This window comes from Bacteroides sp. ET489 (assembly GCF_030518095.1).
GTDB classification, from domain to species: Bacteria; Bacteroidota; Bacteroidia; order Bacteroidales; family Bacteroidaceae; genus Bacteroides; species Bacteroides ndongoniae.
On sequence record NZ_JAULLJ010000050.1, the window covers coordinates 1 to 17,703 of the forward strand.

The following is a 17,703-nucleotide window of genomic DNA, read 5'->3' on the forward strand; positions in this document are numbered from 1 at the left end:
GTTTTTTATGAGGGTTAAGATCGCAACTTTTCTGAAACAAAAAACGGTGGATTTCGGATAGATACGTAGTAAAGACATGTCATTTTCTCTGCTGGAAGGGTGTATGCAAACGTTTGTATTGCTTTCTTGAGTCTTTTCTGTTTGTCCTTCTTCTTTAAAAGTCTTTTCCTTTTTATCTTTGTGGTATGATAATTATTAATCAACCATATAACATGAGAAACATGAAAACTATCTGTACGAAATTTGCTTGTTTTATCTTTGCGCTTTTTGCTTGTAGCGCAGCTATGGCAGAAAGTATCACTTCTCCTAATGGGCAACTTCAGCTCAACTTTTCTGTAAATGCGCAGGGGGAACCCGTTTATGAACTTTCTTATAAAGGAAAGGTTGTCATCAAGCCTTCTAAGTTAGGGTTGGAGTTGAAAGATGATCCCGGTCTGATGAATGGTTTTACACTGACCGATACCAAAACTTCCACTTTTGATGAAACTTGGGAACCCGTTTGGGGAGAAGAAAAGCAGATACGCAACTATTACAATGAACTTGCCGTTACGCTGAATCAGAAGGCACAGGAACGTAATATCATTATCCGTTTCCGTCTGTTCGACGATGGTTTGGGCTTTCGTTACGAGTTTCCTTTACAGAAAAATCTGAATTACTTTGTGATTAAGGAGGAGCATACTCAGTTTGCCATGACGGGCGACCATACTGCTTTCTGGATTCCCGGTGACTATGACACACAGGAGTATGACTATACCGAATCTAAACTTTCGGAAATACGTGGTTTGATGGAAGGAGCCATCACTCCTAACTCTTCGCAAACTCCGTTTTCTCCTACAGGTGTGCAGACCTCGCTTCAACTGAAGACGGCTGACGGATTGTATATCAATCTGCACGAAGCCGCTTTGGTAGATTACTCTTGTATGCATCTTAATCTGGATGACAAGAATTTCATTTTTGAGTCTTGGCTTACTCCTGATGCGCAAGGAAATAAGGGTTATCTGCAAGCTCCTTGTACATCACCTTGGCGTACAGTGATTGTCAGTGATGATGCCCGCGACATATTGGCTTCGCGTATTACACTTAACCTGAACGAACCTTGTGCTTACGAGGATGTATCGTGGATTAAGCCTGTTAAGTATGTAGGCGTATGGTGGGAAATGATTGCTGGTAAGAGTACCTGGGCTTATACAGACGAACTTCCTTCAGTGAAGCTGGGTGAGACTGATTATAAAAAGACCAAGCCAAACGGACGTCATGGTGCTACCAACGAAAACGTGAAACGCTATATCGATTTCGCTGCAGAAAACGGACTGGACCAGGTTCTTGTCGAAGGTTGGAATGAAGGTTGGGAAGACTGGTTCGGACATTCCAAGGATTATGTGTTCGACTTTGTCACACCTTATCCGGACTTTGATGTGAAGATGCTTAATGAGTATGCTCATAGTAAGGGAGTCAAACTGATGATGCATCACGAAACTTCTTCTTCCGTTCGCAATTATGAACGTCACATGGATCAGGCCTATCAGTTTATGGTAGACAATGGTTATAATGCAGTAAAAAGCGGCTATGTAGGCAACATCATTCCTCGTGGTGAACATCATTACGGACAGTGGATGAACAACCATTATCTTTATGCTGTGAAGAAAGCTGCCGAATATAAGATTTGTGTCAATGCTCACGAGGCTGTCCGTCCTACAGGTCTGTGCCGTACTTATCCTAATCTGATAGGGAACGAATCGGCACGCGGAACCGAGTACGAAGCCTTTGGTGGCAGCAAGCCATTCCATACCACATTGCTTCCTTTTACCCGACTGATTGGCGGTCCGATGGATTATACTCCGGGAATTTTCGATACTAAACTGGAGTTTATGGGCGATTTGCCACATGGCCAGGTGCAAACTACATTGTGCAAACAGCTGGCGCTTTATGTAACGCTCTATAGTCCTTTGCAGATGGCTGCCGATTTGGTGCAGAATTACGAGAAGCACATGGATGCTTTCCAGTTCATTAAAGATGTGGCGGTTGATTGGGACGAAAGCAAGTACATCGAAGCCGAGCCGGGTGACTACCTGACTATCGCACGTAAAGCCAAAGGTACAAGTAACTGGTTTGTGGGAGGTATTACTGACGAGAATACCCGCACAGCTACATTTGCTCTTGATTTTCTGGAGCCGGGTAAGAAATATGTCGCAACTTTATATGCCGACGGAAAGACGGCCGATTACAAGGAGAATCCGACCGAATATCAGATAAAGAAGGGAATTGTAACGTCTAAAACCCGTCTGTCTGTCAAAGAAGCACGAAGTGGTGGTTTTGCTTTAAGTCTGATAGAGGCCACTCCTGAAAATTCCAAAGGTGTGAAGAAATGGAAATAACATGCTTAAGGTAAAAAGAAGTTTGATTTAGGCATTAGTTGTGTCCCGTAGGATTATGATTTCTACGGGACATTTTTTATCTTCGCTGCTACATTAATAATTTATAGTTCTAAGGTCATAAAAATAGAGGCTATGAGAAAGATTATCAATCCATGGAAAGATATGGAAGGCTATAATTGTTTTGGCTGTTCGCCTGATAATGAAGCTGGAGTGAGAATGGTGTTTTATGAAGACGGTGACGAGATAGTTAGTGTATGGAAACCTCGTCCCGAGTATCAGGGATGGCTGAATACGTTGCATGGTGGCATCCAGTCAGTGTTGCTTGACGAGATCTGCGGTTGGGTCGTATTTCGTAAATTGCAGACAGGCGGTGTGACTTCGAAAATGGAAACACGTTTCCGGAAGTCTATCTCAACAAATGATACACATGTCGTGTTGCGTGCTTCATTGCGCGAACAGAAAAGAAACCTAGCTGTCATCGAAGCTCGTTTGTACAACAGTGCCGGTGAACTCTGTACAGAAGCTATCTGTACTTATTTCACTTTTCCGCGTGAGAAAGCTGAACAAGAGATGCATTTCCATCATTGTGATGTTGAGTCGGAGGAGATTTTACCTTTGGTTTGATGTCTTTTGTAGCATTTTTGTTTTTGCATGGTGAAAAAGTGATAGGTAAACGGAATATTTTGTGATAAATCTTTGGATATTACAAACGAATACTTTATTTTTGTCGCTGTAACAATAAAGAAAGAGCATGAGAACAGTCATTACACATCATCACCATCATCATCCTGGCGAATAATTCGGTGGGCGAATGAGTGTATGTGTAATGTAAAAAAGACATAAATGAACGAGGCTTACCGGATATGGGGTAGGTCTCGTTTTTTATTTGTATTTACCTGATTTATTGTTTGAGAAATAATAATCATGAATACTAATATATAAACAGTTAGATGAAGTTATGTTACTAAGAATTGCAGTGCAGGCCAAGGGGCGTCTTTATGACGAGACCATGTCATTTCTTGAAGAGTCGGATATAAAACTTAGTGCGACAAAGCGTACCCTGTTGGTACAATCGACTAATTTCCCTGTGGAAGTGTTGTTCTTGCGCGACGACGACATACCACAGACCGTGGCAACCGGAGTAGCCGATATAGGTATCGTTGGTGAAAATGAATTTATGGAGAAAGGCGAAGATGCTGAAATCATCAAACGTCTGGGGTTCAGTAAATGCCGTTTGTCATTGGCTATGCCGAAGGACATTGAGTATTCGGGCATTCAGTGGTTCGAGGGGAAGAAGATAGCTACATCGTATCCCGGCATCTTGTCGAACTTTTTGAAAGAACAGGGAGTGAATGCCGAAGTTCATGTCATCACCGGATCGGTAGAGGTTTCGCCGGGTATCGGTTTGGCCGATGCGATTTTCGATATTGTCAGTTCAGGTTCGACATTGGTAAGTAACCGCTTGAAAGAAGTAGAAGTGGTAATGAAATCCGAAGCGCTACTGATTGGCAACAAGAATCTCTGTCCGGAGAAACAAGAAATTCTTCGCGAACTGCTTTTCCGTATGGATGCAGTGCGTACGGCAGAAGATAAGAAATATGTACTGATGAATGTGCCAGAAGAGAAACTGAAGGAAATCGTTGCCGTACTGCCGGGAATGAAAAGTCCGACGGTAATGCCGTTGGCACAAAAAGGATGGTGCTCTGTACATACGGTACTTGATGAACAGTGCTTTTGGGAAATTATTGGCAAGCTGAAAGCATTGGGAGCTGAGGGTATCCTGGTGTTGCCGATAGAAAAAATGATTATTTAACCGTTTATTACTATGATTCTTGTTACATATCCAGATAAGGCTCAATGGGCCGATTTGCTGAAACGTCCGGTTATGAATACCGAGGACTTGTTTGACACGGTACGAAGCGTCATTAATCGAGTGAAGGACGAAGGCGATCGTGCTGTCCTGGCTTATGAAGAGCAGTTTGACAAAGTGCAACTTGCTTCGCTTGCTGTTACCGAAGAAGAGTGGGCCGAAGCGGACAGCCTGATTGGCGAAGAACTGAAACAGGCCATCCGCTTGGCTAAACAAAACATAGAGACTTTCCATGCTGCGCAACGCTTTGAGGGTAAGAAAGTGACAACCAGTGCAGGAGTAACCTGCTGGCAAAAGGCAGTGCCCATTGAAAAGGTTGGTCTTTATATTCCCGGTGGTACGGCTCCCTTGTTTTCTACCGTACTGATGCTGGCTGTGCCGGCCAAGATTGCAGGTTGTGGAGAAATTGTGCTTTGTACCCCTCCGGGACGTGACGGCAAGGTACATCCGGCCGTACTTTTTGCCGCCAAGGTAGCAGGCGTAAGTCGTATCTTCAAGGCTGGTGGAATACAGGCCATTGCTTCTATGGCTTATGGTACGGAGAGTGTGCCACGAGTATACAAAATATTTGGTCCTGGTAATCAGTACGTCACGGCAGCCAAACAGCTGGTCAGCCTGCGCGATGTGGCTATTGATATGCCTGCCGGTCCGTCCGAAGTAGAGGTGCTGGCCGACGAAACAGCCAATCCGGCTTTTGTTGCCGCCGATTTGTTGAGTCAGGCTGAGCATGGAGTAGACAGCCAGGCTATGTTGATTACCACTTCCGAGTCGTTACAACAAGCCGTCAAGGCCGAAGTAGAGCGACAGCTTGAACTTCTGCCCCGTAAGGAGATTGCCAGCAAGTCGCTTGCCAACAGTAAGCTGATTGTGGTACGCAGTCTGGACGAAGCCATCGAACTGACCAATGCCTATGCCCCCGAGCACCTGATTGTAGAGACGGCCGATTATCTGTCGGTTGCCGAGCGGGTGGTGAATGCCGGTTCCGTATTTCTTGGTCACCTTTCTCCCGAGAGTGCGGGCGATTATGCTTCGGGTACCAATCACACGTTGCCTACCAATGGCTATGCCAAGGCTTATAGCGGGGTGAGCCTCGACAGTTTTATCCGTAAGATTACTTTCCAGGAGATTCAGCCGGAAGGCATTCGCCATATCGGTCCGGCCATTGAAGTCATGGCAGCCAATGAGCATTTGGATGCACATAAGAATGCGATAACCGTGAGATTGAAAGCCTTACAATAACTTAAAACGACTAATCATGAAAACAATACAGGAACTGACCCGTCCGAACATTTGGCGCTTGAAGCCTTATTCTTCGGCACGCGATGAATATAAGGGAGTAGAGGCTTCTGTTTTTTTGGATGCCAATGAGAATCCCTATAACGGTCCTCACAACCGTTATCCAGATCCTTTGCAATGCGAACTGAAAAACGAATTAGCTAAAGTAAAGAAAGTTGGCGCCGATCATATCTTTCTGGGGAATGGCAGTGACGAAGCTATCGACTTGGTATTCCGTGCCTTTTGCGAGCCCCGTATAGACAACGTTGTGGCGATCGACCCAACTTACGGCATGTATCAGGTATGTGCTGAGGTCAACGATGTAGAGTATCGGAAGGTGTTGCTGGATGAACAATTCTGCTTTTCGGCCGACAAGCTGCTGGCTGCTGCCGACGAGCACACGAAAGTTATCTTTCTATGTTCTCCCAACAATCCTACAGGCAATGATTTGCCGCGTGCAGAAATAGAAAAGCTGCTTTCGTCTTTTCAGGGGCTGGTCGTTTTGGATGAGGCCTACAACGACTTTTCCGAAGTGCCATCTTTCCTTACCGAGCTGGAGAAATATCCCAATCTTATTGTCCTGCAGACGTTCTCCAAAGCCTGGGGATGTGCGGCTATCCGACTCGGAATGGCTTTCGCTTCTCCTCAGATTATTGCCGTGTTCAACAAGATAAAGTATCCATATAATGTCAACCTCCTGACACAGAAACAGGCCATTGAGATGCTGCACCGTTATTACGAAGTAGAGCGTTGGGTGCGGACCTTGAAAGAAGAACGTGGATACCTGGAGGCAGCGTTTGCCAAGTTGCCTTGTACGGTCAAGATGTATCCGTCGAATGCCAACTTCTTCTTGGTGCGGGTGACAGATGCCGTCAAGATATACAATTATCTGGTAGGGCAGGGCATCATCGTGCGCAACCGTCATTCGGTGACGTTGTGCGGAAACTGTCTGCGCGTGACGGTCGGCACCCGGATTGAGAATAACAAACTGATAGAAGCATTGAAAAACTTTTCGTGAGCAGATGATGAAAAAAGTTCTTTTTATTGACCGCGACGGTACGCTGGTTATCGAGCCGCCAGTCGATTATCAGCTGGATTCGTTGGAGAAGCTGGAGTTTTACCCCAAGGTGATGCGCAATTTGGGTTTCATACGCAGTAAGCTTGACTTTGAGTTTGTCATGGTGACCAATCAGGATGGACTGGGCACCGCTTCGTTTCCTGAAGAGACTTTCTGGCCGGCTCATAACCTGATGATGAAAACGCTAGCTGGCGAAGGTATCACGTTCGATGAAGTCTGCATTGACCGAAGTATGCCTGCCGACAATGCACCCACCCGGAAGCCGCGTACAGGGATGTTGGAAAAGTATCTTCACAATCCAGAATACGACTTGGCGAACAGTTTTGTGATAGGCGATCGTCCGACCGATGTGGAATTGGCTAAGAATCTGGGTTGCCGTGCTATATTTTTGAACGACAACGTACAACTCTTGAAGCCTGTAGCAGAAGGCGGACAGGCTGCTTGCGAAGGACTTCTGCAAGTGTGTGCATTGGCCACGACAGACTGGGATAAGGTTGCCGAGTTCCTCTTTGCCGGCGAACGCAGGGCAGAAGTCCGTCGTACGACGAAGGAGACCGACATTTACGTGGCAGTCAACTTGGATGGTGACGGAAAGTGTGATATTGATACCGGCTTAGGCTTCTTCAACCACATGCTGGAGCAGATAGGCAAGCATGGAGGAATGGACCTGACCATTCATGTGAAGGGCGATCTGGAAGTCGATGAACACCACACCATCGAGGATACGGCACTGGCTTTGGGCGAATGTCTGTATCAGGCTTTGGGCAGCAAGCGTGGAATTGAACGCTACGGCTATGCTTTGCCGATGGACGATTGCTTGTGTCAGGTTTGTCTGGACTTTGGCGGACGTCCCTGGTTAGTTTGGGATGCCGAGTTCCACCGTGAAAAGATAGGCGAGATGCCCACGGAAATGTTTCTCCACTTCTTCAAGTCGTTGAGCGATGCTGCCCGCATGAACTTGAACATCAAAGCCGAAGGACAGAACGAGCATCACAAGATAGAAGGCATCTTCAAGGCATTGGCCCGTGCGCTGAAGATGGCTGTGAAGCGTGACATCTATCATTTCGAATTGCCCAGTTCGAAGGGTGTATTGTAGGAATGCTGGTGCTGTGAACCACACTTGTGTTTCTCGCGAGCCGTGCAAGTGTCTCTCGCGAGCCATACAAGTGTTTATCGTGAGCCGTGCAAGTGTTTCTCAAAAGCAGTTATAGTACTGTTATATTAAAATACAATTGGCACAAACTGACGCAGACATTCAGTAGAAATGGTTTGCGTCAGTTTGTGCCAATTTACGTTTTAGTATATTTCTGACAGGGTACCTGTTACAGCTTTATTTCTGCTACGCCTACCCGGTCATCTTTCAATACGATGCGCAGATCGCTCGCGGTACTTCCTTTGAACTTGTAAGTGATAGCTTTGCCATATTCGCTTACGGTGCCCGAATATACCGTGAGGAATTGTCCGCCTCCGCCCGACAACTGTATCTCAAATTCGGCCGGAAGGTTGTTCTCGCGGACGAATGTAATATCCACTTTTTCTACGTGTGGAGAACCGTCCAAAGCCAGGGTGATGTAGTCCCCCTTATTCCCTTGCCATGAAGTGTCGGCTTTGCCGTCCAGTACCAGACTTGCGCTTTCCGAGTTGGTGCTTGCTGTGACGGGGCTTTGTGGCTTTTGTGCTTCGATGGCTTGCAGGCGGGTTGCATAATCTTCTACCTGAAGCACTCCACTCAGGCGGATGTCTTCGGATGAGGCTCCTGCCATGATGCTGAATTCGCCCGGTTCTACTACCCACTTCATATCAGCATTCAGCAGCTCAAGGTGCTTGCGGTCGAGGGTAAACGTCACCGTTTGTGTTTCGCCCGGACGAAGGTGGATGCGTTCGAATCCGGCCAGATTCTTCTCGTAAGTAGTAACAGAACTGATGACATCGCGCGTATAGAGCTGTACTACCTCGTCGCCGGCTCTTTTTCCGGTATTGGTCACTTTAAGACTTACTTGTACGCGTTCGTTGGGAGTAATGACCTTCGGTGAGATTTCGAGGTCGGAATACTCGAATGTCGTATAGCTCAGACCATAACCAAAGGGGTAGAGGGCACCGTTTACACGGGTCATGTTGCCGTCCAGTCCCATGTTCTGTCCGCCGTCAACCTGTGACGAAGGTTTGCAGGGGAAGTTGAAAGGTATCTGTCCGACGCTTTTGGGGAAGGTTACAGTCAGCTTGCCTCCCGGATTGTAGTCACCGAACAGGATGTCGGCCAATGCTGTTCCTCCCTTGGAACCGGGGTACCATGCTTCGAGGATGGCCGGTACGAACTCGTCGGCCCAGTTGATAGAGAGCGGACGCCCGTTGATCAGAATCAGTACGACGGGTTTGCCTGTTGCCTGTACGGCCTGAAGCAGTTGCAATTGACGTCCCGGCAGGTCGAGGCTGCTGCGCGACTTGTTTTCTCCACAAGTCCGTTGGCCACCGCCTAATACAACGACGGCCACGTCCGACTGGCGTGCATTCTCGACGGCACGGTCTATTTCGGCTTGTTCCTCTGCTGTCAGCGGATAGTCTATCAGTTCGCTTTCCGGCCAGTGGGCATCTACCAGTTCGCAACCTTTGGTATAGACTACTTCGGCACGGCCTTTTACCTTGGCCTGTATGCCTTCGAGTACGGTGGTCACGTCTACTGCCAGCGGGCCGTAATGAGTCAGGGCATATCCTTCTTCATCCGCATTCGGACCACATACGGCGATACGCTTTACCTGGTTGATGTCGAGCGGCAGCAGTTCCGATTCGTTCTTCAGCAATACGATGCTTTCGCGTGAGGCCTGAAGAGCTACTGCTTCATTTTCGGCTTTTTCCACTTCTTTGTCGGCACCGGCCAGGTCGGTCTGATAAGGAGAATCGAACAAACCTACCAGGAATTTTACCCGCAGGATGTCGCGTACACGGTCGTTGATCAGTTCTTCACTCAGTCCGCCTTCTTTTACCAGTTCGCGCAAGGGGTATACGAACGATTCGGGTGAACGGAACGTGCAACGTACATTCAGTCCGGCTTCTACGCTCTGGCGTACAGCTTCTTTCATATCTTTGGCAGTGCCGTGCTTGGTATAAAGGTACTCTACGGCATCACTGTCGGACACGACGTATCCGCGGAAACCCATTTCACCACGCAGGCGGGTAGTCAGCCAGTAGTAGCTGCCTTGTATGGGGAAACCGTCATAGTCGTTGTACGAACTCATGATGCCCAGCATGCCTGCTTCCTGAATGGCACGGCGGAAGGGATAGACGTGCACATTCTCTACTTCGCGTGGCGACATTTGCGGATCGACGCGCGCCATGCCTTCGCGGGCGCCTTTGTTGTTGCTGTATGCCACGAAATGTTTTCCGGTAGAAGTCACCTGGTGGTTGTGCTGCAGTCCGCGTACCATTTCAATGCCCAGTTCGGCTACTAAATAGGGTGATTCGCCATATACTTCTTCGTAGCGTCCCCATCTCTGGTCACGGCCTACGTCGAGGATGGGAGCATATACATTGGTATAACCCAGCATGCGTGCTTCGTGTCCGGTGATGAGTCCTACCTGGTGAATCAGTTTGCGGTTCCACGTATGTCCCAAGCCCAGCTGAGTGGGGAAGTTGGTGGCACGGAAACTTTCGATACCACGGATGCCTTCGTTGGTGAAGTCGGTAGGGATGCCCAGCCGCGTCTCTTCTACAAAGAAACGTTGCACTTCGTTCAGAGCCCAGGCGTGTCTTGAAGCGGGCCAAACGTAAGGATTGTCCGACGGTGGAAGCCCCCATTGCTGAAAGCCGTTCAGGTGTTCGTCGATGGCACCGATGCCGTCCTTCCAAAGCGATTGTTTCCACTCGGCTGTAGGCAGGTCGTCTTTCAGCACCCGCTTGTAGCCGTAGAGGGTTACCATCTGGCAGGTCTTTTCTTCCAGCGTCATCTGGCTGAGCAGGTCTTCGACGCGGGCATCGACAGGGGCGGTAGGGTCTTCATAGACGTCCTTTACGCCGTTCTTGTTGAAGTCGATCCAACCTCGATGATACATTGCGCTTTTCGACGGTTTGTATGTTGCAGGGATGCGGGGCAGCGTCTGACCCGACAGGAAAGTGCCGCTACTTAGCAGTAGGGTAGCAATGAATAGTTTGTTCATGGTTCTTTTCTGTTAGTAAAGGTAGTTGATGAATAATTGTAGTGCAAAAATAGTGGTTAGGGTTGTCGGCGGGTGGTAAAAAGATACATATTGTGTCACTTTTCATTCAGTGGGAGATGAGTTCTTTGTTTTTTCGTGGTTATTGGCGGATGTTTGCATGGCTTTTTAAAAATAATCCGTATATTTGCGCCCTGAACGCTGAAAAGCATGAAAAAGTCATGGGGTTGACTGGATTTGACAGCGGGCAGAAATGGTAGGTAAGCATGCAGTGCGTCGTCGATTGGCACTTAAATCTCAGTCCTCAAAATTTTATCTGGCGAAAACAATTACGCTCTCGCTGCTTAATCGAAGTACAGTAGATTGAAGCTTAATCCCGGTACAAGGTACTGGGACGGGACATCACTCGGAAGCTGTTGCTCCGAAGCATTCCGGTCAAGTGGTGCAGCTACATCGGGGATAGTTTGCGGTGGCCTCGCACTGTAAATGAAGTTTTAGAGGATAAGGCAGCGGTTGATGGCTTTGGTTCTGCCGTTGCACGAAAATTTAGGCAAAGATAAGCATGTAGAAAGCTTATGATTTCCTCGTTTGGACGAGGGTTCGATTCCCTCCAGCTCCACGTAAATTTTTAAACCACTGATTTCCAGTGGTTTTTTTATTGATAACTGTCTATTTTTCATATATAATTGTCTGTTTTTGTCTGGCTCATAAATCGTCAATCAAGTAATCAGATTAAAATCAGAAAACATGGGAAGAAAAAAAGCAGTTGTTGTGTTGCCGCACTTGGTAGATGCTGGCGGTGATATGAATAAGAATTGGTTTGTCGAATATTCGTTGCGAGACCCTTATACGGGCGCAATGAAACGTTTTAGAGAGTATAGCGGTTTTTCTAAACTGTACTCAGCTGAAGAACGGTATAAGCATGCTGAACGGATTATCCAGGAACTGAGCGGGAAAATAGTTTCAGGTTGGTCGCCGTTTGATCAGCAGAAAAGTACATACGTTGACAATATTCTGATGAATAATGTCGCACAGCGTTGGGGCAATGAACGCGATGGTGTGGTAAACATCCGAAAGCATTTATCCGATTTCTTGGAACTTAAGAAGGCCAGTGTCAGTAAGAAGTCGTTTCAGACATATCAATCAAAGATGCGTATTTTTTGCGAGTGGTCCGAACATAACAAGGTTGATCAGCTACATGTATCACGCGTTACGACCGGTCATATACAGGATTTCCTTAGGGATATTGCTACTGCGAATGGGCTGAGTAGGCTGACAATGCAAAAGTATGCGCAGATCCTACATTCTTTTTTCGACTACTTGATGAAAGATGTGGGCTGTATTGAAGTTAATCCGGTAATTGCTATACCAAAACTCGGAAAGGTAGTGGACGAGGCAGCCAAACCTATTCCTGATGACGACCGACGATTGCTGATGTCAGCCATGCGTAAGTACGATCGTCAACTTTGGATAGTGTGTTTGTTGCAATATTATTGTGCTATTCGCCCTGGTGAATGTAGGCTTCTGAAGGTTGGTGACCTCGATTTCAATAGTGAAACTATTCGCGTACCGAAGGATGTAAGTAAGAATAGGGAAGGGGAGACTGTTGTTATGCCTGCACAATTAGTCCGACAGCTTAGAAAAGAAGGTTATGCTGAAGCAGAACGTGGATTGTATCTTTTTTCTGCTTCAGGTACTCCAGGTGATAGACCGCTCGGTAAGAACTACTTTCGTAACCATTTCAATCTGTTACGAGATAAGTTGGGTCTTTCTCAGGATTATAAGCTATATAGTTTCAAGTACACCGGCGGTGTAGCGTTAGTGAATGCCGGCATTGATACCTGGGAACTTCAGCGTCACTTCCGACATAAATCTATTGATACTACAGAACATTATATACGCAAGAATTTTGCGGTGAAAAGTGATAAAATCAAAAATCACTTCCCGGATATTTGATAATATTCCTACATTTGTTGATATGAAAAAAAGGAACATCGAAATACATCTTGTGGACTTATCCACGTCGTTACCGTTACCTTACGCTGACGAGGGTATCCGTGCTGGCTTCCCTTCACCTGCCCAAGACTACATGGAGCAAGCCATCGATCTGAATAAGGAGCTTATCAAGCATCCCTCCAGCACATTTTACGGCCGGGTGGTCGGTGATAGCATGAAAGACGAAGGCATCGAAGAAGGCGATATTCTCGTCATCGACAAATCTCTTGAGCTGATTGAGGGCGACTTGGCCGTATGCTACGTTGATGGTGAGTTTACGGTAAAGCGCGTGTCAATCGAAGGTGACATCGTTTGGTTAGTGCCGTCAAATCCTGATTACCCACGTATCAAGGTGACAGCCGACAATGATTTCATGGTTTGGGGTATCGTTACCTATACTATAAAGAAAAACCGCAGAAGGAGGTAATATGTTTGGCCTGATGGACTGTAATAACTTCTATGCCTCTTGCGAGCGGGTGTTCGACCCATCGCTGAATGGGCGGCCCGTGGTTGTGCTCTCAAACAACGACGGATGTGTCATCGCTCGCTCCAATGAGGCTAAGGCACTGGGCATCCCGATGGGTGCACCGGCTTACCAGATACGTGAGCTGGTAGAGAAACACGGCATTGCAGTCTTTTCTTCGAACTATACGTTATACGGGGATATGTCGTCACGGGTCATGTCCATCCTGTCCTCTTTGGTACCGGAAATCGAAGTCTATTCCATCGACGAGGCATTCGTGAACCTGGATGGCATCACCGATTATCAGAGCCTGGGAACTAATATAGTTAATAAGGTATATAAAGGAACCGGCATCCCCGTCAGTTTGGGCATAGCGCCGACCCGTACCTTGGCGAAGATGGCCAACAAGTTCGCTAAGAAATACCCCGCATACAAGCGTGTTTGCTGCATCGACACGGAAGAGAAACTGGAGAAGGCCCTGCGCCTGTTTTCCATTGGTGACGTATGGGGCATTGGCCGGAGACAGGCTGCAAAGCTGGAGAAGGAAAGCGTGAAGACCGCCTACGATTTTACCCAGTTGCCCGGCTCATGGGTGCGCAAGTATATGACAGTAGTAGGTGAACGTACCTGGAAAGAACTTCAGGGAATATCCTGCATCACGGAAAACATCACGCAGCGTAAGCAGATTTGCACCTCACGTAGTTTCGGGACAATGATCGATAACATCGAGCAGATGGATGAAGCAGTATCTACCTTCGCTGCCACTTGCGCCAAGAAGCTCAGGGAGCAGAAAGGCTATGCTGTGTCGCTCATGGTTTTCATTCTGACTAACCGCTTCCGGGAGGATCTGCCCCAGTATTGGAAAAGCGTTTCGGTTAATCTTCCGGTGCCAACGGATGACACGCTGGAGATTGTTCACTACGCCCTGTCTGGATTGAGAAGCATCTTCAGAACAGGCTACCAGTATAAGAAGGCTGGAGTGATCATCACGGAAATCACATACAATGTCCAGCATAACCTGTTCGACACAATGGATCGGGACAAACGGGAGCGACTGATGAATGCCATTGACAGTATCAACGGAAAGCATGGACATTCCGTCAAGTTGGCGGTGCAAGGTCAGGGTACTGGCTGGAAGCTAAAGCAAGAGCAGCTATCAAAGCATTACACGACGGATCTTGGGGAGATTATTGAAATAAACTGTAAATAGAAAATTTTAATTGTCATTTAAGATTCATTGAATCACGAATAATTCCTTCTTTTTTAACTTTTCCTCTATTCCCTTATAATCACTTTTTTGGTTCCATTGACATCTTAATGGATCTGTTACGGTAAACATGTCACTTAATAACTTACTGGTTCCAGTATTTTCTTTTCCATATTTGGCTAAAAACACATAATTGTCATATATCTGTTCATTATTTTCTATTCTCATAACTTCATTATCAAAATAAACAGAAGTATAAGATAAACCAATATAAGGTGTATAAACATTAATTTTATGTCCTCCATGTTTTATCTGTAATCTTTCATCCATATAATCCAATGCAGACATAACATACTGAGAAAATTTATATTCTAAAGTACCTCTCTTTATAAACATACATGCTAAAATATATGGTAGGCAAAGTAGATAATTCTTCTTATCTTTCGATTTAATAAAATCAATTTCTGACCTCAATCTAAAATCCACTATCTGTGAGATATCTGTGTGAATAAATTCAAATAGAGAAATCATAAGGTCTTTTCCTTCTTCGGGAGCAACTTCGGAGAAACAACTAAAACAAGACTTACAGAGATAAAGGCAAATCCTATTATTATCATCAAACCGACCTGATTGCGTTTTATTATATCCTAATGGAATATGAAACATATTTTGCGCCGTATAATTCTTATCGGTTTTAGCAATAGTTCTGGAACGAAAAAAAACTTCTCTATGCCGTATTATAATACTAGGAAAATGTACATTTTCAATAAAAAGTTCATTTCCGTTTATTTCCCCTTTTATATACGAAAGAATATTTTTTGAACATAATAATACTTTCTCTGCAAGTTCCTTATCTTCGTTTTTCAACAATTCATAATACTTTCCATATAAAAATGACAAGCTTTCAATGTAATTCTTATATCTGTACTCATAAAACAGACTCAAAACGTTTTTATAAATCTCATTTATTTCCATATTCTCTAAAATTAAATAATTACAAATATAAATAATTAGTAGAATATAGCTTTATTTCATAACAAATGAATCGGTCATTAAAAATCCCCGACAGCAAAAAAACTGTCGGGGAAACATTTGTTAATCTTAGTTTGAACCTCTGTTCTTGGGCAAAAATACTATTTTTTTCGTAACTTATATACAAACCACCCAGCAATTATCAATGCCGCCGTAATTATTATCCCGAACGCCCATCCACCAAGTTCCAGCTTCATCTGTTGCCAGCGGGTTAACTCTTTTTCGACTGGATACGGCACCCTTACTTCCTTGGTGACCGTCACTTCCTTGGATGGCTTGTAGATTGTATCGGGCTGCGTCTTCATCTTCGCCAGCAGGTTGCCGAGGCTGTCAATGGTTAGCTGGGCCTTTGCGTTCCTGCTGTTTGCGATGTCCAACCACGAAAGAACTACCTTCCCATTCTCATCACACTCCAGCAGGGCACGGATGGTAGCACTGTCAGGTGGCAACTGAACTTCAACCAGCTTCTCTACAACTATGCTGTCTGCAGTACTCTCAACAGGTACATACTTCACGCTCCTACATGACCAAAGAGCAGTTATCAGTATAATACAATAAATCCATTTCATACTTGCAACTTTACTTTCTACATTATTATATATACTTGCAACACTATTCGCTAATGTTGCAAGCACCGTTCATCCTACCATTTTCGTGAGGTCACGAAAATGATCATGGAGCTATCAGTCGGCCACATCATACGCCCAAGTATTCGCATATACCTTGTACATGCAATTCGACAATCGCCTTCTTTCCCTCCTCTGATAGTAAGTAGTCCACATCCTCCTTGTTGTCTTGGAAAAGATTCTCCGTCAACACAGCCGGGCACTTGGTGTTCTTCAGGATATAGAGATGTCCTTCCTTGTCAGGATCGCCATCACTCTCGTCTTTGCGAAGCTTGAAGCCGACCCGTTCAGCAGCATTATATAGGCAGGTCGCCAGCTTATCGGCCTTCGTCTTGCCAACAGATGTCCACGCCTCCCAGCCTCGTGCACTCATCCACTCCGATCCGTTACCTGCAGCATTGCAGTGGATGGAAATCAGAATCGCTTCACTTGCCTTGTATTCATTCACTCGTTTGCACCGCTCGGCCAGCGGCACATCAATCTCTTCTCTCACGATGCGTTCTGCATCAAGGCCACGCTTGCGGAGTTCGATCACAAGGCGTTCTGCAATCTCACGGGTGTAGGCGTATTCCAGCAATCTGCCGTCGGGAGAACGCTTCCCGGCGGTATTACTCCCATGGCCATTATCAATTAATATTTTCATAATACAATTATATTTATTACTTTTGGGGCATATTTTTCATAGTATTAGATATGTACTAAATTAGATTTTAGTACAAGTTGGAGTTCGCCGTGAGGCGGGCTCCATCATTTTTTCTCATCCTTCGTGACTTCCTCGATAATCTCACCGGCTGACGCATACTTCTTTTTGATATACCCAACCAGCAACCTCTTAATCGACACCTTATTCTTGATTCCGTGAATGTTACAGACATGATCCATAATGCTGTCAAACTCAAACACGATAGCCAACCCAAGGCCGCACATGGCGGAGATTGTATAAGAACAGATACCAACCGGCTGCAGGATAGCGATGCCCAGCATGAATCCAAGAACCAGATAGCTGTTGTACTCAATAAACTTGCACATCGTCCGTCGGCCAGCCCGACTAAACCGGAAATCCTCTCCCCTCTTGACCACGCTGTCGATAATTCCGAGAACGAAGTCTGCGATGATCATCACGACGATGAACACCAGCATCCAGCGAAGTTCGAATACAACACCCTTGATCTCTCCGATAAAAGAGTAAGCCCCGGCAACTGCCAGCTGCGGGGCTATGGTGTGAAGGAGCTTCTCCATTACTCCTTCTTAACTTTACCACCGAACAACTTGGCAAGCCATTCCGAAGTAACTACTGATACAATACCAGTAGATGCCAGTGCCACGAACAATGCGTCAATCACCACGATCCAGCTGCTCGCATCCGACGGCGGAAAGCCTAAGTCCATCCACCAGCTGAATAAAGTAACAACCACGCCGACGAGTGCTGTTACCCACATGCTAACCCAACGGTTCATAGGGTTCTGCAGTTTTCCTGCGATGAAGCCCACAACAGCCGGAACCACAACCGTGGCCAACCCGACAAAGCTCTTGAAGCCGTCGAGGAAGTCAGACGTCACAGATTCACTACCTGCGGTTTGAGCCGCGAAAACACTCACTACGCACATCAGAAGTGCGGCACACATGAAAATCAA

Annotated in this window: 15 protein-coding genes and 1 other RNA gene; 10 read left to right on the forward strand and 6 right to left on the reverse strand. The window is 46.1% G+C overall.

Translation table 11 applies throughout. The annotated features are described in order from the left end of the window. Nucleotides 1-212: 212 nt before the first annotated feature. The 6 genes from Q3C19_RS16610 to hisB all read left to right on the forward strand — a co-directional run bounded on the left by Q3C19_RS16610 (nt 213) and on the right by hisB (nt 7,694). A complete protein-coding gene (locus Q3C19_RS16610; RefSeq protein ID WP_071149926.1) occupies nt 213-2,375 on the forward strand; it encodes a glycoside hydrolase family 97 protein in 2,163 nt (720 codons plus the stop codon). Between the two features lie 132 nt (nt 2,376-2,507). After that, nucleotides 2,508-2,999, forward strand: a complete 492-nt coding sequence (locus Q3C19_RS16615; protein ID WP_071149925.1) for a PaaI family thioesterase — start codon at nt 2,508-2,510, stop codon at nt 2,997-2,999. Between the two features lie 334 nt (nt 3,000-3,333). After that, complete coding sequence (hisG, locus tag Q3C19_RS16620) at nt 3,334-4,188, forward strand: ATP phosphoribosyltransferase (protein WP_071149924.1); 855 nt, start codon at nt 3,334-3,336, stop codon at nt 4,186-4,188. A gap of 12 nt (nt 4,189-4,200) precedes the next feature. Continuing rightward, nucleotides 4,201-5,484, forward strand: a complete 1,284-nt coding sequence (gene hisD / locus Q3C19_RS16625) for a histidinol dehydrogenase (protein WP_302730817.1) — start codon at nt 4,201-4,203, stop codon at nt 5,482-5,484. Between the two features lie 16 nt (nt 5,485-5,500). Further along, the gene (hisC, locus tag Q3C19_RS16630; protein WP_022163279.1) at nt 5,501-6,538 is read left to right on the forward strand and encodes a histidinol-phosphate transaminase; all 1,038 of its coding nucleotides are present in this window, start codon (nt 5,501-5,503) and stop codon (nt 6,536-6,538) included. A 4-nt stretch (nt 6,539-6,542) separates the two neighbouring features. Further along, on the forward strand, nt 6,543-7,694 hold the full coding sequence (hisB, locus tag Q3C19_RS16635; protein ID WP_302730820.1) for a bifunctional histidinol-phosphatase/imidazoleglycerol-phosphate dehydratase HisB: 1,152 nt from the start codon (nt 6,543-6,545) through the stop codon (nt 7,692-7,694). A 226-nt stretch (nt 7,695-7,920) separates the two neighbouring features. Here the strand turns inward: hisB and Q3C19_RS16640 are convergent, their stop codons facing one another. Next, a complete protein-coding gene (locus Q3C19_RS16640) occupies nt 7,921-10,749 on the reverse strand; it encodes a beta-glucosidase (RefSeq protein ID WP_302730822.1) in 2,829 nt (942 codons plus the stop codon). 220 nt (nt 10,750-10,969) lie between these two features. On the opposite strand from Q3C19_RS16640, the gene ssrA reads away from it, so the two are divergent. From ssrA to Q3C19_RS16660, 4 genes are all read left to right on the forward strand, one after another. Continuing rightward, nucleotides 10,970-11,368: a transfer-messenger RNA gene (gene ssrA, locus Q3C19_RS16645) on the forward strand. Between the two features lie 125 nt (nt 11,369-11,493). Then, nucleotides 11,494-12,702: a site-specific integrase gene (locus Q3C19_RS16650; RefSeq protein WP_277121566.1), complete on the forward strand. Its 1,209-nt coding sequence runs from the start codon at nt 11,494-11,496 to the stop codon at nt 12,700-12,702. Nucleotides 12,703-12,724: 22 nt separating this feature from the next. Continuing rightward, the gene (locus Q3C19_RS16655; protein ID WP_302730824.1) at nt 12,725-13,168 is read left to right on the forward strand and encodes a LexA family transcriptional regulator; all 444 of its coding nucleotides are present in this window, start codon (nt 12,725-12,727) and stop codon (nt 13,166-13,168) included. 13 nt (nt 13,169-13,181) lie between these two features. Continuing rightward, a complete protein-coding gene (locus Q3C19_RS16660; protein ID WP_302730836.1) occupies nt 13,182-14,414 on the forward strand; it encodes a Y-family DNA polymerase in 1,233 nt (410 codons plus the stop codon). A gap of 24 nt (nt 14,415-14,438) precedes the next feature. On the opposite strand, the gene Q3C19_RS16665 is transcribed toward Q3C19_RS16660, so the two are convergent. The 5 genes from Q3C19_RS16665 to Q3C19_RS16685 form a co-directional block, all read right to left on the reverse strand. Continuing rightward, nucleotides 14,439-15,386, reverse strand: coding sequence for a hypothetical protein (locus Q3C19_RS16665; RefSeq protein WP_302730826.1), 948 nt, complete (start codon nt 15,384-15,386; stop codon nt 14,439-14,441). A gap of 158 nt (nt 15,387-15,544) precedes the next feature. After that, complete coding sequence (locus Q3C19_RS16670) at nt 15,545-16,012, reverse strand: hypothetical protein (protein ID WP_302730828.1); 468 nt, start codon at nt 16,010-16,012, stop codon at nt 15,545-15,547. 127 nt (nt 16,013-16,139) lie between these two features. Then, nucleotides 16,140-16,712: an N-acetylmuramoyl-L-alanine amidase gene (locus Q3C19_RS16675; protein ID WP_302730830.1), complete on the reverse strand. Its 573-nt coding sequence runs from the start codon at nt 16,710-16,712 to the stop codon at nt 16,140-16,142. 104 nt (nt 16,713-16,816) lie between these two features. Continuing rightward, a complete protein-coding gene (locus Q3C19_RS16680; RefSeq protein ID WP_302730832.1) occupies nt 16,817-17,308 on the reverse strand; it encodes a hypothetical protein in 492 nt (163 codons plus the stop codon). Beyond that, the gene (locus Q3C19_RS16685) at nt 17,308-17,628 is read right to left on the reverse strand and encodes a hypothetical protein (RefSeq protein WP_302730834.1); all 321 of its coding nucleotides are present in this window, start codon (nt 17,626-17,628) and stop codon (nt 17,308-17,310) included. Before Q3C19_RS16685 ends, Q3C19_RS16680 begins: the two co-directional genes overlap by 1 nt. Between the last annotated feature and the right edge of the window lie 75 nt (nt 17,629-17,703).